Source organism: Paraburkholderia sp. WC7.3g, assembly GCF_050436345.1.
Classification (GTDB): Bacteria; Pseudomonadota; Gammaproteobacteria; order Burkholderiales; family Burkholderiaceae; genus Paraburkholderia; species Paraburkholderia podalyriae.
In genome coordinates, this window is record NZ_JBNDMA010000004.1 from 767959 (window position 1) to 791793 (window position 23835).

Annotated in this window: 18 protein-coding genes and 4 pseudogenes; 11 read left to right on the plus strand and 11 right to left on the minus strand. The window is 61.8% G+C overall.

Translation table 11 applies throughout. From position 1 onward, the window contains the following. Positions 1–206: 206 nt before the first annotated feature. Both OKW43_RS36865 and OKW43_RS36870 read right to left on the minus strand, forming a co-directional pair. Positions 207–1946: a methyl-accepting chemotaxis protein gene (locus tag OKW43_RS36865; RefSeq protein WP_429453461.1), complete on the minus strand. Its 1740-nt coding sequence runs from the start codon at positions 1944–1946 to the stop codon at positions 207–209. Between the two features lie 561 nt (positions 1947–2507). Next, a pseudogene (locus OKW43_RS36870) lies at positions 2508–2768 on the minus strand (transposase); the annotation flags it as partial. Positions 2769–2884: 116 nt separating this feature from the next. Between OKW43_RS36870 and OKW43_RS36875 the strand changes: the two are divergent. Beyond that, positions 2885–3904 (plus strand): IS110 family transposase, encoded by a 1020-nt coding sequence (locus OKW43_RS36875; RefSeq protein WP_429453463.1) that lies wholly within the window; start codon positions 2885–2887, stop codon positions 3902–3904. A gap of 275 nt (positions 3905–4179) precedes the next feature. Here OKW43_RS36875 and OKW43_RS36880 read toward each other — a convergent pair. From OKW43_RS36880 to OKW43_RS36895, 4 genes and pseudogenes are all read right to left on the minus strand, one after another. Beyond that, positions 4180–5067: pseudogene (locus OKW43_RS36880) on the minus strand (IS91 family transposase); the annotation flags it as partial. A 20-nt stretch (positions 5068–5087) separates the two neighbouring features. Beyond that, positions 5088–5252: pseudogene (locus OKW43_RS36885) on the minus strand (tyrosine-type recombinase/integrase); the annotation flags it as partial. Positions 5253–5629: 377 nt separating this feature from the next. Continuing rightward, the gene (locus OKW43_RS36890; protein ID WP_429445565.1) at positions 5630–6838 is read right to left on the minus strand and encodes an IS91 family transposase; all 1209 of its coding nucleotides are present in this window, start codon (positions 6836–6838) and stop codon (positions 5630–5632) included. An 8-nt stretch (positions 6839–6846) separates the two neighbouring features. Next, on the minus strand, positions 6847–7725 hold the full coding sequence (locus OKW43_RS36895; RefSeq protein WP_429445567.1) for a tyrosine-type recombinase/integrase: 879 nt from the start codon (positions 7723–7725) through the stop codon (positions 6847–6849). Between the two features lie 311 nt (positions 7726–8036). Between OKW43_RS36895 and istA the strand changes: the two are divergent. From istA to OKW43_RS36910, 3 genes and pseudogenes are all read left to right on the plus strand, one after another. After that, positions 8037–9080: pseudogene (istA, locus tag OKW43_RS36900) on the plus strand (IS21 family transposase); the annotation flags it as partial. Positions 9081–9831: 751 nt separating this feature from the next. After that, positions 9832–10224 (plus strand): BON domain-containing protein, encoded by a 393-nt coding sequence (locus OKW43_RS36905; RefSeq protein ID WP_429453465.1) that lies wholly within the window; start codon positions 9832–9834, stop codon positions 10222–10224. 38 nt (positions 10225–10262) lie between these two features. Next, positions 10263–10766, plus strand: coding sequence for a methyltransferase family protein (locus OKW43_RS36910; RefSeq protein WP_429453467.1), 504 nt, complete (start codon positions 10263–10265; stop codon positions 10764–10766). Between the two features lie 507 nt (positions 10767–11273). On the opposite strand, the gene OKW43_RS36915 is transcribed toward OKW43_RS36910, so the two are convergent. The 4 genes from OKW43_RS36915 to OKW43_RS36930 all read right to left on the minus strand — a co-directional run bounded on the left by OKW43_RS36915 (position 11274) and on the right by OKW43_RS36930 (position 15074). Then, positions 11274–11666, minus strand: a complete 393-nt coding sequence (locus tag OKW43_RS36915; protein ID WP_429453469.1) for an MAPEG family protein — start codon at positions 11664–11666, stop codon at positions 11274–11276. A 339-nt stretch (positions 11667–12005) separates the two neighbouring features. Beyond that, positions 12006–13730, minus strand: coding sequence for a cytochrome c biogenesis protein DipZ (locus tag OKW43_RS36920; RefSeq protein ID WP_429453471.1), 1725 nt, complete (start codon positions 13728–13730; stop codon positions 12006–12008). Between the two features lie 190 nt (positions 13731–13920). Next, a complete protein-coding gene (locus tag OKW43_RS36925; RefSeq protein WP_184070408.1) occupies positions 13921–14679 on the minus strand; it encodes an alpha/beta fold hydrolase in 759 nt (252 codons plus the stop codon). Between the two features lie 89 nt (positions 14680–14768). Further along, a complete protein-coding gene (locus tag OKW43_RS36930) occupies positions 14769–15074 on the minus strand; it encodes a putative quinol monooxygenase (protein ID WP_429453473.1) in 306 nt (101 codons plus the stop codon). A gap of 109 nt (positions 15075–15183) precedes the next feature. On the opposite strand from OKW43_RS36930, the gene OKW43_RS36935 reads away from it, so the two are divergent. Further along, entirely contained in the window at positions 15184–16143 is a 960-nt protein-coding gene (locus tag OKW43_RS36935; protein ID WP_429453475.1) for a GlxA family transcriptional regulator, read from the plus strand. 468 nt (positions 16144–16611) lie between these two features. Here OKW43_RS36935 and OKW43_RS36940 read toward each other — a convergent pair whose 3' ends face one another. Further along, positions 16612–17511, minus strand: coding sequence for a LysR substrate-binding domain-containing protein (locus OKW43_RS36940; protein ID WP_429453477.1), 900 nt, complete (start codon positions 17509–17511; stop codon positions 16612–16614). 52 nt (positions 17512–17563) lie between these two features. On the opposite strand from OKW43_RS36940, the gene OKW43_RS36945 reads away from it, so the two are divergent. The 6 genes from OKW43_RS36945 to OKW43_RS36970 all read left to right on the plus strand — a co-directional run bounded on the left by OKW43_RS36945 (position 17564) and on the right by OKW43_RS36970 (position 23303). Beyond that, positions 17564–18490 (plus strand): SDR family oxidoreductase, encoded by a 927-nt coding sequence (locus tag OKW43_RS36945; RefSeq protein ID WP_429453479.1) that lies wholly within the window; start codon positions 17564–17566, stop codon positions 18488–18490. A 56-nt stretch (positions 18491–18546) separates the two neighbouring features. After that, entirely contained in the window at positions 18547–18954 is a 408-nt protein-coding gene (locus tag OKW43_RS36950) for a nuclear transport factor 2 family protein (RefSeq protein WP_429453481.1), read from the plus strand. A gap of 440 nt (positions 18955–19394) precedes the next feature. Then, positions 19395–19595, plus strand: a complete 201-nt coding sequence (locus OKW43_RS36955) for a DUF2905 domain-containing protein (RefSeq protein WP_429453483.1) — start codon at positions 19395–19397, stop codon at positions 19593–19595. 317 nt (positions 19596–19912) lie between these two features. Next, the gene (locus OKW43_RS36960; RefSeq protein ID WP_429453485.1) at positions 19913–20389 is read left to right on the plus strand and encodes a PDDEXK nuclease domain-containing protein; all 477 of its coding nucleotides are present in this window, start codon (positions 19913–19915) and stop codon (positions 20387–20389) included. 359 nt (positions 20390–20748) lie between these two features. After that, positions 20749–21723 (plus strand): NAD-dependent epimerase/dehydratase family protein, encoded by a 975-nt coding sequence (locus tag OKW43_RS36965; protein WP_429453487.1) that lies wholly within the window; start codon positions 20749–20751, stop codon positions 21721–21723. A 506-nt stretch (positions 21724–22229) separates the two neighbouring features. Further along, positions 22230–23303, plus strand: a complete 1074-nt coding sequence (locus OKW43_RS36970; protein ID WP_429453489.1) for a hypothetical protein — start codon at positions 22230–22232, stop codon at positions 23301–23303. Positions 23304–23835 lie beyond the last annotated feature (532 nt).

Genomic DNA, 23835 nt, shown 5'->3' on the forward strand with positions numbered 1-23835 from the left:
GCCGAATCCGCGGTTCATTTAATTTTGAACTATCCAGACTTGGTTCATGATGCCAGCGCAGAGACGCGCGAACGTCTCCGGTCGACCCCAAAGAGACGGTCGGTTTTGCGGAAAGCCGCCGTTCAAAACCGTTGCAGACTGTCCGCCAGACGATGGGACGAGTTACCGTGGCGATCTACTGGCTGACCGGCGTTGATGTCTTCTCTTCATGCGACGCTGTCGAACGTTTCCCAGTCTGCGCCCTCGACCGTCACCGGCGAGTCAGCGCGCCGCGGTATCGGCGCGGGGACTTTCGTGGTTGATACGGCACGCTCGGCCACACGGACGGGCCGCTTCGCTGCTGGCGGCTTCGCAACAGACAGCGGGCGCGCGGCTGGCGCGGCGATATCGGCCTGCGCCGTGCGGAACACCGCCACCGCAGCGCGCAACTGCTTCGCCTGGTCCTCAAGCGAGCCAGCCCCTGCCGCCGCCTCTTCGACCAGCGCCGCATTCTGCTGCGTGACCTGGTCCATTTGGCTGATCGCCTGGTGCACCTGTTCAATGCCGCGGCTCTGCTCGCTCGAAGCCGACGCGATCTCGCCCATGATGTCGGTCACGCGCTGAATCGCTGTGCCAACCTTGTCCATCGTCTCTCCGGCCCGCGCGACCAGGTCGGTTCCGGCTTGCACGCGGCTGCCCGAGGTCTCGATCAGCTCCTTGATTTCCTTCGCCGCGACCGACGAGCGCTGCGCCAGAGAGCGCACTTCGCTGGCTACTACCGCGAAGCCCCGACCCTGCTCGCCCGCACGCGCCGCCTCCACTGCCGCATTGAGTGCGAGGATGTTGGTCTGGAATGCGATGCCCTCGATCACGCCGGTGATTTCGGCGATCTTGCCCGCGCTTTCCTCGATGCCCGCCATCGTCCCGACTACCTCCCCGACGATTGCCGAACCTTCTTTGGCAACAGCATGCGCACTGTCCGCGAGGCCGCTCGCCTGGCGAGCGTTCTCCGAGTTCTGCTTGACGGTGGCCGTGAGTTCCTCCATGCTCGCCGCCGTTTCCTGCAGCGACGCCGCCTGCTCCTCCGTGCGAGAAGACAGGTCGATGTTGCCCTGCGCGATCTGTCGCGCGCCCGTCATTACCGACTCGGCGCCCATGCGGATCTCGCCGACGGTGTTAGACAGGCTTTCGGTCATGCTGCGAAGCGAGCGAAGCAGTTGCCCCGTCTCGTCCCTGCCATCCGCGTCGATCCGCGTGGCCAGGTTGCCCTGCGCAACTTTCTCAGCCGCATCGACGGCTACATGCAGCGGCCGGACGATCGAGCGCGTGACCAGCAGCGCGCAGGCCCCTCCGACCGCCAGCGCGAGCGCCGCGAGCACCAGTACGAGCAGGCGAGCGTTGGCATACGATGCGCTCGATGCGTCGTGCTCGGTCGCCACCTGGTTGCCGACATAATCGATCAGGGCTTGGACTGCGCCGAGATACTGGTTCTCCAGCGGCACCTGTTCGCTCAGTAACTTCTGGCGTGCCCCTTCGGCGTCGCCGGCCTTGATCTGCGCGATGACTGCCGCCCGGTCGGACAAATACGCCTGACGGGCGGACGCTACATTGGCCCAGAGCTCTTTGCCCTGGTCCGTGTCGAGGAGTTGCTGGATTTCTTCGACTGCCTTGGACACGATATCGTGACCATTGCCGATCGATTGCAGATTGCCGCTTACGACCTCCGACTGGTTGCCTGCCAACGCGGCCAATGCGTCGCGTTCCATCACCGCCTGCCCGCGAGTGATTTCGAGCAGCTTGTGCAGATCCCACAACACCGGCATGCGCGAGCGCGTGACGTTATTGACGTCCTGGTTGAAGCCACTCAGTCCACTCAGTGATACGGCTGCAAGTGCGAACGTTAGAAGCAACGTGACTGCGAACGCCAGCGCGAGGCGCGCTCCTATTTTCATGTTGTTCAACCGCATATCAGAGTTCCATCTTTCAAGATCTGCCACCTGGTCACCGGCTTGCCGGGCAATTCTGTATAACGACAAGAAGGACGGAAACTTAAGGGTTAATACTTATAGTTTGGCTGCAAAGTAGCCGATTGTCCGAATGCGACCGTCCACTTAGCGACCGATGGTCAACTGCCCCGAGCTCAGATTGCATTAAATCCGATCGGGCTCATGTCGTTTAGGGTTGTTCGATGCCTGCCATCGTCCGCAGGGATGTGAATGCGCGACCGCGCTTCGCTGGCAGGCGTCGAACGAGCCTCGATGGAGGAAACCGCGGAGTGCCCCGATGCGGTCGGCGTCTTTGAGGCTATGGCGATTGATAGGCCGGGATGGCCAGCAATGTTGGTGGATGGGTGGTGCGGTGGGATGCTGGATGCGCGCTGACGCAATGATGAAGCGGTGCAGTGGCGCAATTGCGGCGGTGAAGCGGACGTGCGAGGGACTGCGCGAGGTGACAGGCGCAGACGTCCGCTCGTGGGCCGCGTTGCCGCAAAGCCGACGGTCGGGTTGGAGGTGCCGGAAGCGTTACGCTCATGTCTCGACTCGTCGCATGGGTGGTGCGCGAATGGGCGCCGTGCGTTCCAGTATCTCGATGACGATCATTGGCGCACCGCAGTGCCGGCAGACGAAGACCGGCGCGACGGCAATCTCCGGATCGGGCTGGATGGTGAGCTGGGGCACGACGTGCAGCAGCTCACGCACCCTGGCGAGGCTGGCGCGACGCACGGGGTTGGCGAGCAGGCCGTAGTGGCGGATGCGATGGAAGCCGGTGGGCAGCACGTGCAGCAGAAAATGAAATGAACGCGTCCCACCCGTGAGCGCAAAGGAAGGTGGATCCTCACAGGCCAACGGCATCGATGTGCCCACGTGGAAAATACGAAGTTTCCAGACAAACCGGAGGATCCGTCGTGAAGCTTACGCCAGTTGGGATTGACATTGCAAAGTCGGTGTTTCAGGTCCACTACGTCGATCAGGAAACCGGAGAAATCGTGAACAAGCCGATCAAGCGGGCAAAGTTTCTCGAGTACTTCGCGAACCGGGCTCCGTGTCTGATCGGCATGGAGGCGTGCGGCGGATCGCACCACTGGGCCCGGCAACTTACGAATATGGGTCACGTGGTAAAGCTGATGCCGGCGAAGTTTGTGAAGGCGTTCAACATCCGCAACAAGAACGATGCGGCAGACGCCCGTGCAATCTGGATGGCTGTGCAGCAACCCGGCAAGGCCGTCGCGGTGAAGACCGAGATACAGCAGGCGATGCTGGCGCTACACCGTATGCGGCAGCAGCTGATCAAATTTCGCACGATGCAGATCAACAACCTGCGTGGACTGCTGATGGAATATGGAGAGATCATGAGCAAGGGCCGGAACAAGCTGAACAAGGAGATAGCGGTCGTGCTCGAACGGATCGCGGAGCGCCTGCCCGCCGTGCTGATTGATACGTTTCGCGAGCAGTGGAATGGACTGGCGAAGCTGGACGAACAGGTTGCCGAGATCGAGCGCCGGATGCGCGAGTGGAAGAAGGAAGACAAGGCGGTGAAGGCGGTTAGCGAAATTTGCGGCGTCGGGCTGTTGACGGCAACGGCAGCCGTCTCAATGATGGGTGATCCGAAAGCATTCAGTTCGGGGCGGGAGTTTGCCGCATGGGTTGGCATCGTGCCGAAGCAAACCGGCTCGGGCGGAAAAGTGAACCTGCACGGGATCAGCAAGAGAGGCGATACCTATTTGCGCACACTGCTGATCCACGGCGCGCGTAGCGTAATAGAGCACGCAAAAGAACCCGGCGAGTGGGTCGAGCAGATGATGAGGCGGCGGCCAAAGAATGTGGTGGTCGTTGCATTGGCGAACAAGATGGCGCGGACGATCTGGGCCGTGCTGGCCCATGACCTGCCGTACCAGAAGGCCTACGTGAGCGTGAAGCCCGCCTGAATGGTTCACGCCAAGCAGAAGATCAACGTTTAACACAGGGTGAACGTCGAAAGGTTGCGCAGCAATCGAGTGTGATGACAAACCAGGTAGGACCGGGACTCGCTAAACCTGAATGCGCCGTCGAGCTTCGAGCTCGCGCAGGAAATGAGGTGCGAGTCAGCGTATTTCATAGAGGCCCGCAGCAGCAATACCGGCTGCAACAAGGCCGGATATAAAGCTGCAGCCCATCCCGTCTGTCTGAACACACGAAAACTGTTGCAAACGGGACGCGTTCATATAAAGCGGCGCATGAACTCGCCGGCTTCGAGCGTCATGGTCTTGTAGCGCGTGCGTCCAGTTGCACGGTAGTCCTTCCAGCGGAAGGTGACGCCGCGTTCATCGAATGCGACCAGGCGCTGGTTGGAGATCGCGACGCGGTGCGTATAGCGTGAGAGGTACTCGAGTACCGCTTGCGGTCCTGCAAAGGGACGCTTGGCGTAGACCACCCACTCGCAGGTGCGCAGCGGCGCAAGCCACCGCGCAAAGGCAGCCGCATTGGCAAGCCCCGTGTACTCGCCGAAGAACTGCAGCTGGCCGCGTCGATGTGCGTCTGCGAGTGCTTCGAGGAAGCGCCTGCGGAACAGGCGCGAAAACACACGCACCGGCAGGAAGAAGCCGGGCCGGCAGGCGATCCACCGCTCGCCGTCGGGCGACAGGCCACCGCCGGGAACGATGCCATGCACGTGCGGGTGATGCGTGAGCGCCGAGCCCCAGGTGTGCAACACAAGCGTGGCGCCGATCTGTGCGCCCAGGTGCTTCGGATCGGCCGCGATGTCGAACAGCAGCCCGTAGACCACCCGCTTGTTGTACCAGGCGATGCCGCTGATGACGGCGGGCAGTGTGAAGACCACGTGGTAATACTCCACGGGTAGCAGATCGGCCTGGCGCGCCTCGAGCCAGCGATGTGCGGCACTGGCCTGGCACTTCATGCAGTGCCGGTTACGGCAGGAGTTGTACTCGACCTCGATATGGTCGCACCCCGAACAGCGCAGCACATGCCCGCCCAGCGCCGCGGTGCGGCACTGTTCGATGGCCGACATGACCTTCAGCTGCCCCAGGCTCAGGTGTGCGGTTGCCCGCCACGCTGGCCCGCGGCTGCGGAAGATATCCGCAACCTCCAGCATGAGGCGCTACAGCGCGCAGCTTACTCGGAGGGCAGACGGTCCAGCGGACTGGTGACCTCGTGCAGCAGGTCGGTGGCCACCTGGACGTAGAGCGCGGTGTTCTCGAGCTTGGCGTGGCCGAGCAGTACCTGGATCACGCGGATATCTACCTTCTGTTCGAGCAGGTGTGTTGCAAAACTGTGGCGCTTATATCGCTGGGTAGATAAAGCAGAGATTTTTTTGGTTGGCGATCGCGGCTACTGACGGGTGAACAGCCGAGTCGGGGCCAGTCCGCGATCGGTAATCAAAAAAATGTTTGTGCTAAACCGCTCCGCAGGCGCCGGCGTTTATGGGCATTGAATGATCGTCGCGGTGATTTGTGATGCCCGGCGCACGGGTGGCGCGCGGCAATCGAATGGTTGGCCGGGCCCGTCGCGCGAAGACAGCGGAAATGCGGGCGTCAATGGGCAAGGAATGCGGAGTTTCGCGGCATTCTGTTGTGCCTGGGAATCGGACGCACGAGTCCGCTCGCGTTGGTCCCATCGGGAACGGCCAACGTGGTGGAGGGCAATGCGGATGCGGGTCAGTCCACATGGGTCGGCTCAGGGGGAGCCCGCGGCAGGATGCCAGGCGCACCGCCTTCGATGCGAACCATGTGGCCCTTGCCGCACACGGGGCAATCTTGAAGGGATTTGCCGGTGAGCCGCAGGTAACGGTCGCGGTAGTCTTCGCCCATGACGGGTGACGCAGTGGCGGGCGGCTCGACGCCGAGCAGCCGCCGGCAGGTGGCAAGTCGCTCTGCCCGATGACAGTTGGCGAGCCACCCGTAGCTGCGGATACGCTTGAAGCCGTCGGGCAGCACGTGCAGCAGGAAGCGGCGCGTGAACTCGTCGGCCGTGAGCGTCATGGTCCTGTGCCTGGTTTCGTGCCGGTAGTCTTTCCACCGGAAGGTGACCGAATCGCCATCGAAGCACAGCAGCCGGTTGTTCGAGATGGCGACGCGATGGGTGTAGCGGCCCAGGTAATCGAGTACGTGTTCAGCACCGCCAAAGGGTGGTTTCGCATAGACGACCCACTCCGCGTGAGCGGCGGGTGCGAGCCAGGCGGCGAACGCTCGCGGGTCACGCAGCGGCTCGAGCTGGCTGTGGAAGCGCAGCACGCCGGCGTCGAACGCACGGCGCAGCTGGTCGAGGAACAGGCGGCGAAACAGGCGCGAGAGCACGCGCACGGGCAGGAAGAAGCCGGGCCGGCAGGCGATCCAGCGCTCGCCGTCCGGGGCGATGCCGCCGCCGGGTACGACGCAATGCACGTGCGGATGGTGCAGCAGGTTCTGCCCCCACGTGTGCAGGACCGTGATGAAGCCAATCTCCGCGCCCAGGTGTTTCGGATCGGCGGCGATCGTGCGCAGCGTCTCGGCGCTGGTGCGAAACAGCAGATCGTAGAGCGTCTTCTTGTTCTGGTACGCGAGTGCGGCGATGGGCTCTGGCAGCGTGAAGACGACATGGAAATATTCCACCTCGGGCAGCAGTTCGGCATGCCGGCGCTCGAGCCATTGAGCGCGGGCGAGCGACTGACACTTCGGGCAATGGCGATTGCGGCACGAGTCGTAGGCGATGCGCTGATGGCCGCACGAATCGCACTGCTCGACATGACCACCGAGCGCGGCGGTGCGACACAGCTCAATCGCACTCATCACGCGCCGCTGGGCACGACTGAGCCCGTCGGCATGGGTGTGCCGGTACTGTGGGCCGCAGCGGCGGAAGATGTCCGCCACTTCGAGCACCGGTCGCATCGCCGGCGTCAGAAGTATTCGGGCGCAGGCGGCTGGGACGGAATGGGTGCAGGATGCGGCAGCAGATCGAAGGGGCTGGTGGTGGCGCACACAGTACTGGTCGCCAGCTTCAGGTAGCGGGCCGTCGTAGCCAGACTGCGATGTCCCATCAGAAGCTGGATCCTTCGCACGTCGGCACCCGTTTCAAGCAGGTGAGTGGCGAAGGCGTGACGCAGCGAATGCGGGGTAACGGGTTTCGTGATGCCGCTGCGTTCACGCGCAAGCTGGCATGCCTCGCCCACGGCATGGCGGGTGATGGGCCGCCCTGGAATGCTGCCTGGAAAGAGCCAGTCCCTCGGGTGTGCGTTCTGCCAGTACAGTCGCAAGATCTCAAGCAGTCGCGGCGAGAGCATTACATAGCGGTCCTTACGGCCTTTGCCCTGGTTCACACGGATCATCATCCGCTTACTGTCGATATCAGTGACCTTCAGGTGGATGACCTCCGACACACGCAGGCCAGCGGCGTATGCAGTCATCAGGATGGCACGCTGCTTCAGGCTGGGAATCGACTCGAAGAAACGCGTGACTTCATCGAAGCTGAGGATGATCGGAAGCTTCACGGGCCGCCTGGGCAAGGGAAAGTCCTCGTCGCTCCAGTCGCGTCTGAGCGAGGTTCGATACAGGAAGCGCAACGCGCCGACGGCCAGTTGCACACTCGCTGGCGCAAGCTCGCGTTCGTTGGTGAGGTGGATGATCCAGGCGCGAATCTCTTCGGGGCCGAGTGCCTCCGGTGAACGCTGGAAGTGTCGGGCGAAACTGGAAACCTGCAGTAGATAGGTCTTCTGCGTGTTGAGCGCAAGGTTGCGGATTTGCATGTCGTGCAGCATGCGTTGGCGCAGCGGCGTCATGGCGAGCCTCCTGGAACAGTGGACGGAATACCCGATCGGGCATCTCCATCCTGCTCCTGGTGGCCTTCCCGCCAGTTCGCTGTGGTTCGGCATCAGGCAACCGCACGAGGCGAACGCGAGGCACGGACTCTTGCTCTCCCCCCACTACCGCGTCAGCGGTTTAGTACAGGCGTCATTATTTACCCTTCCAGATTATTGTTTACGCCGACCGAAAATTCAGCCACATGTAGGGATCGCGCCGACTGAAAATTGAGCCGGGCAATCAACCTATCCTGCTAGTTTTTCTGGCAGGGTGTTTGGGGATGATCCCGATGACGATGATTGGCAAGGTGCGGCGGATGTTCCACCGCCAGAACAAGTCGGTACGCGAGATAGCACGTCTCACAAGCCTGTCGCGCAACACGATTAGTAAATATCTGAACATGGATGTTCAGGAGGAGCCGAAGTATCAGCGGCGCGCCCAGCCGACCCGGTTGACGCCGTTTCATGAGGTGCTGGTGCAGGCGCTCAGTGTCGACGCGCGGCGACCGAAGAAGGAGCGGCGCACCGCCTGGATGCTGTTCCAGGAGATCAAGGCCGGCGGCTACGACGGCTGTTACTCGCGGGTGACCGATTTCATCCGGGCCTGGCGGCAAGGCGAAGGCAAGGCGGTTTCGAAATCGGCGTTTGTGCCATTGCGATTCGAGCTGGGCGAGGCATTCCAGTTTGACTGGTCCGAGGAAGGACTGGTTGTCGGCGGCATTTACCGCAAGCTGCAGGTGTCGCACATGAAGCTATGTGCGTCGCGGGCGTTCTGGCTGGTTGCCTATCCGAGCCAGGGGCACGAGATGCTGTTCGATGCCCATACGCGCTCGTTCGCGGCCTTCGGCGGGGTGGCCCGCCGGGGCATCTACGACAATATGAAAACGGCCGTAGACAAGGTTCACAAGGGCAAGGGTCGCACGGTCAATCCGCGTTTCGCAGTGGTGTGTTCGCACTACCTGTTCGATCCGGACTTCTGCAACGTCGCCAGTGGCTGGGAGAAAGGCGTCGTCGAAAAGAACGTGCAGGACAGCCGTCTGCGCATCTGGATTGAGGCGCGTGCGCAGCGCTTCGGCAGTTTCGCTGATCTGAATGCATGGCTGGCGACACGGTGCCGGTCGTTGTGGGATCAGGTGAAGCACCCGGACTATCGTGACCTGAGCGTCGCCGACGTGTTCGAGCAGGAGCGCGCCCATCTGATGCCGATGCCGACACCGTTTGACGGTTATGTTGAGCGTGCGGCACGAGTCTCGTCGACCTGCCTGGTGGTGATTGGCCGCAATCGCTATCCGGTGCCGCTAACTTCGACGGCACAAACGGCTGGCGCAGAGTTATCGAAGGGAAAACGGCGGCCTCGGGCGTCGCCGACCGTCGATATGGGCTTTTGCGTATTCAATGGCAAACGTACATGCTGCGTTCTCGGATGCGAAGTAACCAAGAATGCCAAATGTTTCCCGTTTGCCGTTCCGGTGCGTGACTATCGCTGTTGCTGCGTAGCCAGGCATGGAAATCGGGGCGAGAGGCATGATCGTAGATGTCTTGTATTCCACGGGATCAGCGTGCATGGCATGTCGCTCCTTGTCGTGGCTCGGCGAGCCGAGTGTGAGGCTCAACTACCAATCCTAGGACAAATCTGCGACGTTCAAAAGGAGCAGAGCCTTCCTTATTGAGTCCCGGTAGCTGTAGCATTGGAGGTGTTCATGAAGGCGCGATCTGCGATGATGTTTGCGGCGCTCGGCATAGCCGCGTTGTGAAGCGCCGCGTGCCGTGCTGCGCCGCCCGACGCTATATACACGACGAACGGGACGGATCTGGTGTATGCGGTCAATCCGCCAAGCGATGCACAAGGCCTGCCTGCGCCGTTGGCGCGGAAAGAACAGCGCGAAGCTGAAGTGATCGCGACCTACCGGTTCGCCTGCTAAGCGGACCGCGCTCCGTCCAGACGAATGAATGCACGAATGTCTCGATAAACTTGGGCAAGGCCACTCGGCCCGCTTTTCAGCTCGCCATTTAGCGCTTAGATAGGAAAATCGACTTCATGGCGCGGTCCCTGCCTAATGCACGAAATTGGATGTCGTAACCGACATGCGAAACGCGCCATACCTCAAAAGCCGGTTGCTGATCGTCGCGGCGTTCGCGTTGCCCGCGTTCGTGTTCATCAACGGCTGTAAGTCGACGGAGACGCCATCCGTGACCGCGCCGGGGGAGATCGCCGCAGACGACGCTGCGCTCGCCGCCCGGGTGAAGCAGGCGCTCGTCGCGGACCCGGGGCTGAGATCGTTGCCGATGAGCGTCGCGACGTATCGAGGCGTCGTGCAGTTGTCAGGATACGTGGATTCGGAGGTACAGATTCAGAAAGCGCTTGCCGTGACGCGCGGCGTGCCGGGGTGTGACGGCAATGTGCTGCAGCATGCCCTTGACCAAGGCATCGAAGGTAACCCGGCAGCGTGGGCTATTGCGCTGATCGGTGCATCATAATCCAGGTGTCGAGTTGGAGCGAAAAGCAGGAGGAGCGTATGGCAAGCGATGATCGCAGCGAGGAAGCGCAGGCAGGCATGGTGCCTCAAGTCGCAAACCGCGGGATCATGCGGCCGCCTTTTGTCTACCTGGGAGCGATCGCCCTTGGCCTGTTGCTGCATTTCGCCTGGCCAGTGCGGCTTGTGTCTCGTACAGTGAGTGGGCCGCTCGGGAGCACTGCAGTGTTGGTCGCTGTCGTGCTGTTTCTCTGGGCTGTGCGCACGTTTCGGACCGCTGGCACGCCGGTGCCGGGGAATCGTCCCACCACCACGATCGTGCGCACAGGTCCCTATCGATACAGCCGCAATCCCATCTATCTGTCTTTCTCGCTGCTCCAGCTCGGCGTCGCATTCTGGGTCAACAGTTTTTGGCTACTGGTCACCCTCATGCCAGCGGTGGCGCTGATGTCGTTCGTGGTCATCCCACGAGAGGAGCACTACCTGAAGAGCCGTTTCCCGTCGGAATACCTGCCCTACAAGGCTTCTGTGCGTCGCTGGCTGTAGGCAGCCGCCGAGCAAGGGCATAAGCCGACGCGCAGGAGCGCGCGGCTCATGCCTGGCGTTAGATGACCGCTTCAGGAAAAGGCAACTTCCGCTTGGATTCGCGTGCTGCCGGTCGTAGTCGTGCAAGGCCAAAGCAAATATGCCAATCGCATGAGGCGGCACCCGGCCGAGGTCGTGTCAAAACGCAAAATATGACGGTTTTCGGGGGTGACTTTACCTCTCGCGAGGTTCTCCGAAGCCCGCGTAGGGCGTTCTCGAAGGCCAATTTTTACGAAGCCGTTGGCGGCCACGTGTTTTGACACGGTCCGGGCCATGATCTGCCGTTCGCTATCTCCGTCACGCGGTCATTCGAGCGGCGGCTACGCTCAAACAGCGGACCTTCACCGTGGGATGGCACCAGGCCAGTCCCGTCTGCCTTTGACGACGCACACGTGTCGGCGGGGGGCGTCGCTCCAGTTTCATGATGTCCTCTCCTCTTCGAGCAAACGACACGACACGGCCGGAGGGCTAACGGCCAACGAGCAATGCGATACAGAGGGCCACCCCGAACGCGTAGGTTCCCAACGCCCCGATAGCACGGGCCGGATTGGGCTTCGACATGGTGGGCCAGGCAAGTAGCGAAACCACCAGGAGCAAGCGGCAGGCCGTTGCACCTGCCATGCACCAGAGCTGCCAGTGAGGCGGATTCTGAGAGCCGAGATACAGAAATAGCACCGCAAAGAACGGCGCGTACTCGGCGGTATTGCCGTGAGCGCGAACCAGTTTGGTTAGCAGCCGGTCAGGTTCAGGCGCGTAGCCGCTCAGCAGCCCGACGCGAGAGCGCACGACCGTGATGGTGAGTCCAAGTACGAACAGAAACAAACCGAGGACACCGGTGCAGGCCAGTGCGATGCTGTTCATTCCATACCCCTTGCTTGACAGTCGAAATCAGTGATTCGGGGACGCCTTGCGGGCGATGGTGAGTGACAGTGCGGACACTCTTCCTTGCTCTTGGTGCTCTTGGGGAGGATGGCGGCACCCGAAAATATATCTCAAAACCGACACCGCACGATACGCGCACCGAACGCCGTTCGCACGGCGTCGTCCGCACGTTTGATATCAGCGCAGCGACCGGAAGCTCGCGCGAACCTCGTTCAAGAACGCTTGTGGCTGCTCCCAGGCGGCGATGTGTCCGCCTTTGGGGAGGCGGTTATAGTGTGAAGGTGGGACATGAGGCTCTTCTCGCGCCAAAGGTGGGACTCAGCCGAACGTAAACGCGTAAGCCAGCACGCCAGGGTCGAGAAACGTGATTTCGAAGGTGCGTTCGCCGCTACCATTGGCCTGCCGCACGAGCTGGTAGAGACGCTGCCCGGTGACCGTGCCGTAGCCATACGCATCGATGTCCGTGCCGCGGTCGGCGCCCGGCGCCTTGCCGTCGATCAGCACGCGAAAGCGCACGGGCTGGCCGTCGCGGCCGGGCCCCAGCACCAGGTGCAGGTCGCGGCCACGGAAGCGATAGACGATACGTCCGTTGGGGCTGTCGAGCCGCGCATTTTCGTCGCTCACCGACCAGCGCCCGTCGAGCGCCCACTGGTTGGCCATCAATGTCGGGGGCGCATGATACGTCGAGGTCGCGTCCTGCGCCATCTGGCCGCCGGCGAAGTTCTGCGCGCGTGCGTAGCCGACGTAGCTTTCCGGCGAGCGATTGGCATCGCCTGAGCCGGCGGCGGCCTGCGCGCCCTGCGCGTTCGGTTGCACGTAGCCACCGGGCAGGTCCTTCTGGCCGACCTCGGTGAGCAGCCGGCGGATCACGTCCTCGCTTTGCTGGTAGTCGCCTTCGCCAAAGTGGTGGTGACGAATATGCCCCTGCGGGTCGATGAAGTAATGCGCAGGCCAGTACTCGTTGCCGAAGGCCTTCCAGATGGCGTAACCGTTGTCGATTGCGACCGGGTAGTCCACGCCCAGCTCCCTCACGGCGTGGATGACGTTGCCCGGATTCTTCTCGAACGCGAACTCGGGCGCGTGCACGCCGATCACCACCAGGCCGTAATCCCTGTACTTGTCAGCCCAGCCCCGCACGTAGGGCAGCGAGCGGATGCAGTTGATGCAGGAGTAGGTCCAGAAATCGACCAGCACCACCTTGCCGCGCAGCGACTGCGCCGTGAGCGGCGGGCTGTTGAGCCACTGGGTGGCGCCATCGAGCGTGGGCAGATCGCCTTCCACCGGCAGCGTGTCGCCGGCCTTCACAGCGATCTGCACGAGAGGCGCAGGACGCACCGCGTCGATCAGCTTCTGTTCTATGCCGCCCGTGCTGGCCAGCGACACGCGTGTCAGCAGCCCGGTATCCAGCCCCAGCGCGATGGCGGCCACACCTGCCAGCACCAGCACGCCCAGGGCGCGGCGCACCCATTCGCCGGCGCCCAGCGAGCGCTTCATCAAGGCGAAGACGCGTCCGCCAATCAGCAGCGCCAGCGCGAGCGAGGTCGCCGCGCCCGCCGCGTAGGTCAGCAGCAACAACGTCGTCTGGACGCTGGCGCCCTTGAGAGCGGCGCCCGTGAGCAGCAGGCCCAGGATCGGGCCCGCGCAGGGCGCCCACAGCAGCCCCGTGGCCACGCCCAGCCCAGCCGCCGAGAGCACCGAATCGTCCTGGCTCCCGGTGTGCTCGGTGAGCTTGTTGCCAAGCGCCACGAACGGACGGGTGAACCATTCCGAGACGCGCCCCGAGAGCAAGGTCAGGCCAAGCACGGCGAGCACGGCCAAGGCGACGAAGCGGCCGTACTGGTTGGCGCGGATGGCCCAACCGCCGCCAACAGCGGCCAGCGTGGCGACCACGGCGAAAGTCAGCGCCATGCCCACCAGCATCGGCAGTCCATTGCGCGCGAACGGGCGGTCTGCTCGCGAAAATACGAAAGGCAGCACCGGCAGGATGCACGGACTGAGGATGGTCAGTGCACCGCCGAGGTAGGCAAGGATCAGTAAGAGCATGGTGGCGACATCCGTGAAGGGTTAGGGGTATGTGCCGAGCTGAGCGACATCCAGCCGCGATTGCCGCGATTTGACAACCCACGTGGGATTTGACAACTCACGTGGATATCTGCGATGGGGGCGGCCCGACTGGCGACGGTGTCGGCCGTCGGCGCCAAGCCGACAGGTGCCCCATCGAGACGATTACCGGTCAGTTCGTCGACTTCGCGGCAACCTCAATCACTCGCGCGACCGCGGCCGGCTGCGAGATAAAGACAGCGTGGCTTGCGCTCACCTCGGTCACCTTGGCACCCGAGCGTTGATACATCCAGCGCTGAAGCTGGGGGCTCACCATATGATCCTGGGTAGTCAGGATGGCGTAGCTGGGCTTGGTTCGCCATGCCGCCACAGACACCGGTGCGCCCAACGCTTTCTCGGCGAGTTGATCCTGCGAGTCCGCCAGGAATTGCGCGTCCGATGGCGAGACGTCCGCTGCAAAGTTCTCACGGAATTTCGCCGGCGGGAGGAAGAAATACTTGTCCGGCGTCGCTCGCATTGCATCGTTGGGCGCGGCGAACTTCTGCAGCAGCTGGCCGCTGGCTTCGCCGGCGTCGGGTTGCAGTGCGGCCACATAGACGAGCGAGCTGACCTTCGGGTCCGCACCTGCCTCCGTGATCACGGAGCCGCCATAGCTATGGCCGACCAGCACAACCGGGCCCTGCTGCTGATCAATGACGCGCCTGGCGGCATCGACGTCTTCTGCAAGGCCCGTGAGCGGCTCCTGCACGATCGCCACATGGTAACCATCCTTGACCAGGATGTCGTGGACGGCCCGCCAGCCGGAGCCATCCACCAGTGCGCCGTGAACAATGACAACATCTTTCGCAGCCGCCTTTGCCTCGGCGTGAGCCATCGTGGCGCCCAGGGCAATCAGGGCGGCAATCGCCAGGTTCTTTCGCAGTGCAAACATTTTACTCTCCAGGATTGTCTGTCGTTGCCCGTCGTTTCGCGCAATCACGCTTGACGGGCGAGGATTGATCGGTGATAGATAACCGGGAATCAGGCCAGCTCGTGCTTCATAGCCAGAACGTCGATCAGCTCGACCGACGGCGGACTTGCCAGCATCTCCCCGACTCGCGCCATCAGCGAGTTGGCCATGTCGCCGGCAAGGTGTGCCTGGCGATCCTCTTCGCTCGCAAAGGCGTCGAAGACGCCGAACGTCGTCGGCGAGAGCTTCAGGGCGAACCAGATCGGTGTGGTCGCCTCCTGATTTGTCATCTCAAGGCCGGCGTCAAGGAAGTCTGCTACCGCCTGCTCCTTTCCAGGCTTGGCTTCAAGTCGTACGAATAGTGCTTTCTTGATCATCTTTGCTCTCCGGTATCCGCGTGATCCATTCACCCGGTGAGTGACACTTTACAAACGGAGCGCGCCGGGAAATACTGTCGCAATCGACAACTTTGGTATCGATTCGGCCATGCGGATTTTTGTCCTTGCGCTCGAGGGGGTGTTCGACACCGGCCTCACCACCGTGCTCGATGCCTTGACGACGGCCAACGAACTCGCGCGCGCGACCGGGATGGCCACGCCGGGCTTCGACATCACCGTGGCCGGGATGCGGCCAGAGGTGCGCACCGCGCTCGGGCTGCAGGTGCCCGTCCGCGATACGACAGACGGACCCGCCCCGGATTGGGTTGTTGTACCGGCTCTCAACAGGACGACGACGGACCTGCTCGTGCCTTCGCTCGGCCGGGCCGACGTGATCGACGCGCTTGGTGCATTGCGCGCGTGGCACAGTGCCGGCGCACATATCGGAGCCGCCTGTACGGGTACCTTCGTGCTGGCCGAAAGCGGCTTGCTCAATGGGCGTGAAGCCACCACCACCTGGTGGCTCTCACCGGTGTTCCGGCAGCGGTACCCTCAAGTGCACCTGGATGTGCATCGCATCGTCGTTCCCAGCGGCGACACGGTGACGGCGGGGGCCGCCCTGAGCCATCTCGACCTGGCGCTCTGGCTGATCCGCAACAACAGCCCGGAGCTTGCGGCGCTCGTGGGCAAGTACCTCGTATTCGATTCGCGGCCGTCGCAGTCTGCCTTTGCGATCTCCGATCACCTGGCCCATTCGGACCCGCTCGTCGAGCGTTTCGACCGCTGGGTGCGCGAACACCTCGACACGGCCATCGCGCTCGACGCCGCCGCGGACGCATTGGCGACCAGCAAGCGAACGTTGACGCGACGTCTAAACGAGGTGCTCGGTAAAACGCCCGTCGAGTATATTCAGGATCTGCGGGTCGAGCGCGCCGTCCATCTGCTGAAGACGAGCAAGCTTAGCGTGGATCGCGTCGCCGAGCAGGTCGGCTACGCCGACGGCGTCACATTGCGCACGCTGCTGCGGCGGCGGATAGGTAAGGGGGTCCGTGAGTTGCGGGCGTCGTGAGTCGTATCGACTATTGGAGTATGCCGGTGGCCGTGCTCGACCGGTTCCACGGGAGGATTTACCAGCTAAAGCGAAGGGGCGAATGACGGCTTCGCCCTGGAAAACAGCCGTCATTCAGACGTAAGCAGGTAAGACCGCTTCGGGTCGCGTGCTGCCGATCGGTGCCTTGCGAAGTTGAGGGTTCGTATGCGTATCGCCTAAGGCAGTGAGCGGCCACTTTCAGTCGTTCACCCGTTCGCTCAACCGGACATTCAACCGGCCGCTTCTCCTGAGACAACGGCCAATCACTCTTTGGGAGTTGTATATCGCGGGTCCCGGTAGAAAGATGTCCAAAGCCCATCGCGTGGGCTTCTTTAGCGGTCCGGGTCAGAATGGCAGAAGCGCATGCTGATCAGCGCAGCCCGTCACCGTAATGAGGCGGCCGAGTTCGATGACTTTGCGTTTGTGGTCGTCACCGACCGCCGTCACTCAGACCGACGCGAACAGCGTGGTTACCCAGTCGACAAACACCCTAACCTTGGTGCTGTACCGGCGGCTCGGCGGATAAGCGATGTAGACGTCGATAGGCGCGGGCCGCCATTCCGCGAGAACAGGCACAAGCTTCTTCTGCTTGATAAAAGGGCGCACCATGAAGTCCAGCGTGTGAACTATCCCGAGACCGCTAAGCGCAGTCGCGAGATGCGCGTTGCTTTCGCTAACGAGCACGTCGTTGCGTGGACGATCCAGCGTAACAGTCTCCGCACCCCGACAGAATTGAAGCGGCTGCGTAAGCCCGGTGCTCGCGGAAAAGTATCCAACCACTGGCATGTTCCTATCAACGATCTCGCGCGGATGTTTCGGCGTGCCGTGCTCTGCCAGGTACGCGGGACTCGCGCATGTGGTCCATGAGAGCGTGCCGATCGAATGCGTCACCAGAGCGGGATCATTGGCCGTGCTTCGAATCGCGCAGTCGATGTTCTCAGCGATGAGATCGGCAGTGCGGTCGGTGACGCTCAGTTGCATCTGTATTTCAGGATATCGCGCGCAAAAGGCCGGCAATGCGGGGATGATGATGCCGCTGGCGGTCGATCCGCCAGCGTCGACCCTCAAGGCGCCGCGCGGGCTTGCCTGATCCCGGCCAAGCGTGGCTTCGATGTCATCGAGTTCGCTGAGCAGGTGACGCGTACGTTCATAGTAGGCAGCCCCATCGGTCGTTACGCTGACGCTCCTCGTGCTGCGTTCCAGCAGCTTCACGCCGAGATGTTCTTCGAGCGATTTGATCCACTTGCTCACCGTGGCATTCGGCATGTTCAAGGAAAGCGCGGCTCGTCCGAAGCCGCCTGTCTCGACAACCCGGGCAAAGATGCGGATGGCCTGCAAATGATCCATTGATTCACCTCGCAAATTATTCACCGCGGAGAATAGCGTTTAGGAAACGGTCTTGCCTGGGCGTCTCGGTTGCGCCCGATACGGTTTCTATTATCCACAATCATGGATAAAGAAACCACAGGTACCGTATTTATCTCTGTTTGAAATCTATATACGCTTGAGTCATCGATCAACCCCGCTCGACAAGGAGCCCCAGATGACTACTCCTCTTCACGCCAACATTCACGTCACCAAACACGCCGGCAAGGTTGCGCTTGTCACCGGCGGCAGACCCGGGATCGGCCTTGCCGCCGCAAAACGCCTTGCTCGCGAAGGCGCAACGGTCTTCATTACCGGACGACGCCAGCCGGAACTGGACGCAGCGGTGGTGGAGATCGGGCACGGCGCACGTGCGATCCGGGGCGATATCTCTTCGACGGTCGACCTTCAAAGCGTTATCGATACCGTGTCGGCGGCGCACCAGAAGATTGATATTCTTTTCGCGAACGCGGGCGGCGGCGAGTTTGCGCCGCTCGGCAGTATTACCGAAGCGCAATTCGAAAAATACGTCGGCATCAACATGAAAGGCACGTTGTTCACCGTGCAAGCCGCACTGCCATTGATGCCGCCAGGCAGCGCAATCGTGATAACCGGATCGATCGCGGCAATCCAGGGCACCCCCGCGTTCGGTGTCTATGCCGCAACCAAGGCAGCGTTGCGTTCGTTCGCGCGCACCTGGGCATCCGACCTCAAAGGCCGTGACATTCGCGTGAACGTGGTTGCGCCCGGCGTCGTGGTTACGCCTGCCTACAAGTCCGAACTCAGACTGACTGACGAGCAGATCGACGCGTACAGCAAGGAAGTCGCGGAAACGACCCCGCTTGGGCGGGTTGGTACCGCCGACGAGATCGCCAAAGCGGTGTCCTTCCTCGCTTCGGACGATGCCAGCTACATCACTGGCATCGAGTTGTTCGTCGACGGTGGACGCGCGCAGGTCTGACGCTTCAGCACCTCGCTTCCATCCTCCCGCAGAGCAGCACAAACCGGAAAAACACGATGAATATGCAAGAAAACATTCGCCTCGCGCAGCAGTTCCTCGAAAAGATCGGGTCCGGCGCGAGCGGCGTCGAGATTGCCGCGTTATGCACACCGAATCTCGATTGGAACATTCCTGGCGACTCAGGTGTGTTGCCTTGGGTTGGGCACAAAACCGGGCGCGAGGCCATGTCCGACTTCGTCAGGGACACCCAAACCACGATTGAGCGCGTGCGCCTTGATATCAAGGATGTTCTGGCAAGCGACGAGCGGGCCGTCATCCTTGGCCATCTCCAAACCCGGATCAACGCCACGGGAAAGCTGATCAATAGCGCGTTCGCAATCATCCTGACTTTCGCGGATGGAAAGATCGCCAGCTTCCTGATGCTCGAAGACAGCTTCGCCACGTCGATGGCGGCTCGGCATTGACTCGCCGTGCCGACTGATCGTCTATCGTGCAGTGCAATAAGCGGTAGGAATTCACCCCGCGCTCCATCGCATCAAGAAACATGCGCGTGCGCGAGCGCCGATACGTGAGGTCACGGCTCAGCGACTGCGCTGGACTTATTGATGCCTGTCTTTACTTCGCAAGCGGCCCTTCAAGTGTTGACGGCGTGAAGGACAGAAACGGGTCGTGAAGAGCCCGTCGTGTCGCCCGGGAACAGACATCGGTCGGCGCGTGCGCCGTTGGCCAGATCTCGCTTCCTCAACGACGACCTTGCATTGTTTGGCCGGCTCCCTGCGCTGCGCGCTTGATGGAGGCAAAGCTGGGGGGCGCAACGGGCGTGCGCCCGCGGCCAGCAGCTCTGGCAGGTCCGCATGCGTGGGCCTATGATTGCCCCATCCGCTACCGTGAGTGACTGCGCTCCATGAGCCGTTTCCTGATCGTCGTTGGCATACTGTGCATTCTTGCCGGCCTCGGATGGCACTGGCTCGCGCGCATCCCGTTCGGCCGGCTGCCTGGCGACATTCATATCGTCCACGACGGATTCAACTTCCACTTCCCGATCATCACGTGCATCGTGATTTCGGTCGTGGTATCCGCACTGTTGTGGTTCTTGCGGCGTTGAGAGCGGTGCGCGTTGGAGCACACAATGACGCCGATTGTGTAGGCGCGAAGCGGTCGGAAAGTGGATCGCGCGCTCAGTTGTTCGGAAATCTGCGGCGCCAGCGCCGACGGCAAATTCCGAATCACCGATTCGGATTTTTTCGCTCCAGCAACTGGCTGAGACCTTTCCGCTTTCCTGGACGCACTATGTCCACCTGATGCGGCGTACGCGTTCGCCTTAAGAGCGTCGCCTTTATGAAGCCGAGGCGTTGCGTGGCGGTTGGAGCGTGGGTTAGCTGGACTGGCAGATTGGCAGCCAGGTTCCACACTCGCACGCTAATGTCCCAAAACAAGCGCGCGATGCTGGAGAAAGGTAGCATCGCGCAGCACGGCGATGCAGTCACGCCCGAAGAAGCGATCAAGGATCCGTACGTCCTCGAACTCGTCGACCTGAAAGACGAATATTCGGAGACGCGGCTCGAGGAAGCACTTATCCACCGGCTTGAGGACTTCCTGCTCGAGCTCGGTAGCGACTTCGCATTTATGGGCCGCCAGCGACGCCTGCGAATCGGTGACAGCTGGTTTCGCGTCGACCCGTTGTTTTTTACCCGCGCTTGGGATGCCTCGTCATCATCGATCTCAAGCTCTAGTCTCATGGTCAGCGACCGCAGGAGAATACATGGAGGACAGACAGGTGACAGTTCCAAATCCAGATCACCGTCGTGCCCGAACTGGCCGATTTGTTGCGGGCGCGTGGGCAGCAAGAAGGGTGCGATTTGCTCGATGCCGTCTTGCGTCAGCGCAACGCCTCGTTGAAGTGCCAGTTCGACGTATTCGCCGATTACGTCGAGGAGGCGGAGCATGCGGGTCGGGACCAGTATCCGCTGTATCAATGGACGAAAGATACGATCGGCAACCCCCAAGAAAAAGGCGAAGTCGTTTACGGTGTACGTGGGCGGCGAACAGGTCTACGACAAGGAAACAGCCGACTGGCTGCATGCAAAGCTGTCGGCAGTCCCGCCCCTGCCCGCGAGCAAGTCACGAAGGTCTCGCGTCACGCAGGATCGCGGTTCAATAGTGTGGGAATTGACGTTGGGTGCGGTGCGGTCGTTAGGCCTTTCCCGGTGTCCAGATCGACCGGGTGCCTCTGGTTGGTCTACTAAACAGGTCCGAACATGGCCGCTGTCCTTCTGACTGGCGCAAGCGGTTTTCTAGGTGGGCATTTGTTGCGTGAACTGCTTGCTGCGGGCCACGAGGTGCGGGCGCTTTCCCGTCGAATTGATTCCGACGCGATCATCGCCGAGCAAGGCGGTGTGCCAATTCGCGCCGAGTTAGCGGATCCCGCATCCCTGAATGTCGTGCTGGCCGGTTGCGAGGCGGTGTTTCATGCAGCGGCGGATACCAGCATGTGGAAGACGAGGGCAGCGACGCAGACGGCTACCAATGTGCAGGGGACCGAAAACCTGCTTAGAGCGGCCGACGCGGCCGGTGTGCAGGCCTTTGTGCACACGTCTTCGGTCGCGGCGTACTCGCACCTCGCGCGCGAAACGCTCAATGAGTCAGTGCCGCAGCGAGGGGCCGAGAGCTGGATCAATTACGAGCGCACCAAGTTCCTCGGCGAACAGGCCGTGCGGCGCTCCAGCGTGCCGTGGATTGTCTTTAACCCCTCCCACATCCTGGGTCCGGGCGACCGTCACAACTGGGCCCGTCTCATCTTGATGGTGGACCGCGAGGAGCTACCGGGCATACCACCGGGCAGTGGTTCTTTTGCCGATGTACGAGAGATCGCCAGGGCTCAGGTGCGTGCTTGGCAACGGCGGCGGTTTGGCGAAAGTTATCTGGTCGGTGGCGAGCATGCAAGCTACGTCGACCTCGTGCACCGCGTGGGCGCTGCATTGTGCAAGCGCACACCTGGCGAAGCCACGCCGGCGTGGGCATTGATGGCATTCGCTCACCTCGCCGAAGCATTGTCGTGGCTCACTCGAAAGGAGCCTGACGTGACGCCCGAAAGTGCGACGCTGGTCTGCGGAACACTCCGCGTCGATTCGACGAAGGCCATGCGTGAGCTGAACTACGTTGAAACGCCGTTGGACAGCCTGCTTGCAGATACAGTTGCCTGGATGAGGAAAGAAGGCTTGGTCGGGCGCTGATTGCAATCGTCTCGTGGGCAGCGATCGGCCACGAAGGGATAGTCGCGAAACGTCGCCTAACGACCGTTGATTTGGCCATACCGGCCGGTCGCGGAACGCGGGCAAAGGTCGATCTCTTTGCAGCGACGATACGGCGCATACTGGCGCGGACGCGTGCGGGTCCGCGTGTCGCAGTTTTCCTTCCTGGAAAGTATGCAAATTCAGTTCGTGTAGCTGCGCCGAAGCTGACTCTAGAGAAAGGACCCCGGCACGGTGGCCGATATGTAACAACTCCACAACAAGCCCGGTCCCCAGCCGGCCATTCGGGGCTCCCGTATGGGCTGCTTCCCGCGAGCATGGACGGCTCACGGGCACGACGCTCGGCGCCGCTCCATGCTGGCGTCACCATACAGTCACATTTTCGACCTACTACGTTTCATACCCGGCCATTCATCAAGTCAGCTTCGGGGGAGTCCACTCTGCGCCTCGCGCTTTCCCAAACCGTGTACACGTTTCAGGAGACGAACATGCCGAGCATTCGACCTGTCTACGCAGTAAGCCGCATCAGTTGCACCGCGTTCATCGCAATTTGTTTCGCGGCTGGCGGCGCCGACGCGCACACCTCGGCGAAGCCGGTGGTCACTCCGGGTTTTAGCTTAAGCGTCTTCACGACTGGTTCCGGTGGGTTGTTCAGCGCACCAGACTCACTAGCGGTGCTCGACGATCACGTCTGGGTCGGCTATGCAAACTCCGGCGCACCGGATGGCTCGAATGGCGCGATGAGCGAGATTGTTGAATACGCGCTGGACGGCAGTGTCGTGAAGACTTATGAAGTGGCGGGACACAACGATGGCCTGAAGGTCAATCCGTACACTCGCGAGATCTGGGCGATGCAGAATGAGGATGCGAATCCGAACCTGGTCATAATAACCCCCGCGACCGGCCAAGCATCCAAGCCCTATTCCTTTGGCAAGACGCTGCACGGTGGCGGTTACGATGACATCGTGTTCAAGGATGGTCAGGTCTACTTCAGCGCGTCCAATCCCACCCTTAACAGCAGCGGCCAGAATAGGGGTCCCGCAATTGTCCGCGCGCACCTTAATCCAAACACCCACATGGTCGACGTCTTTCCGGTATTGCGCGGCACACTTGACGCCAGCAACATTCCGTTTGACACGGTGGCAGATCTCAACCTGACCGATCCGGATTCGATGACGCTGACGCCGTCGGGTGATCTACTGCTCGATGATCAGGGAGATGGTCAGCTTGTCCTCTTGCGCTCGTCGGGCGGTGAACCGCGAGTGCAATATCTTCCACTTCTCGGCCACGTGCAGGTTGACGATACGGTATTCGCCACTGCCCGACGGGGCTTCCTGCTGGTGGCCGACACGAAGGCAAACACGGTGTACAAGATTAGTGCTGACGTCTGGCAACGCAATGCGGCATTCTCGGCGTCCACGGGCGTAGCCACTACTACGCCGCCAGTGCCGGGTTATGTCGGCCAACTCGATTTGCGCAGCGGAGCGCTCCTTCCATTGGTGACCAATCTGGTCAGTCCGCACGGCATGGCCTTCGTACCGGCAGAGGACGACCGGGAGTAACGCATTCGCGTTGCTTGCTGCACGACGCGGTCGCCGTTAGCAATTCCGCGGCGATTGCGTCAGTCGGTGCGTGCCTCCCCGATGACGTCTGCGTGGCTCGCCAAACGGCTGGGGCGTTTAGCAACGCTTTGCCGACTCGATCGGGCTGCCCGCCTTTGCCGCGGGGGCCGCCGTTGCCGGAATACCCACCTGCTGTGCCACGCATGCTTGCGCGGCCCGTTCGCCGGGGGCGCGAGGCCGACCCGGGATTTTGAGCGGGACGGCGAGATAGTGCGGCTGGATCCTCCGTGGCCGCCCGTAGTCAGGCCCGGCGCGGCAGTTGAGCTCGCAATCAGTACTGCGGTAGCAGGGGTGGGCGTCATTCACATTTTCGAGGGTGTGCTCCGCCCGCATTTCGATAGCGGAGCATTGGAGCTGAACCTGCAACCTTGGTGGCAGTGGTTTCCGGGGGCCATTTCTCCACTATTCACAGCGTGGATCCACCGGCCAGGAGCGATCTTTCTCTATTCTTTGTGCACGTCCGCTCATGAGG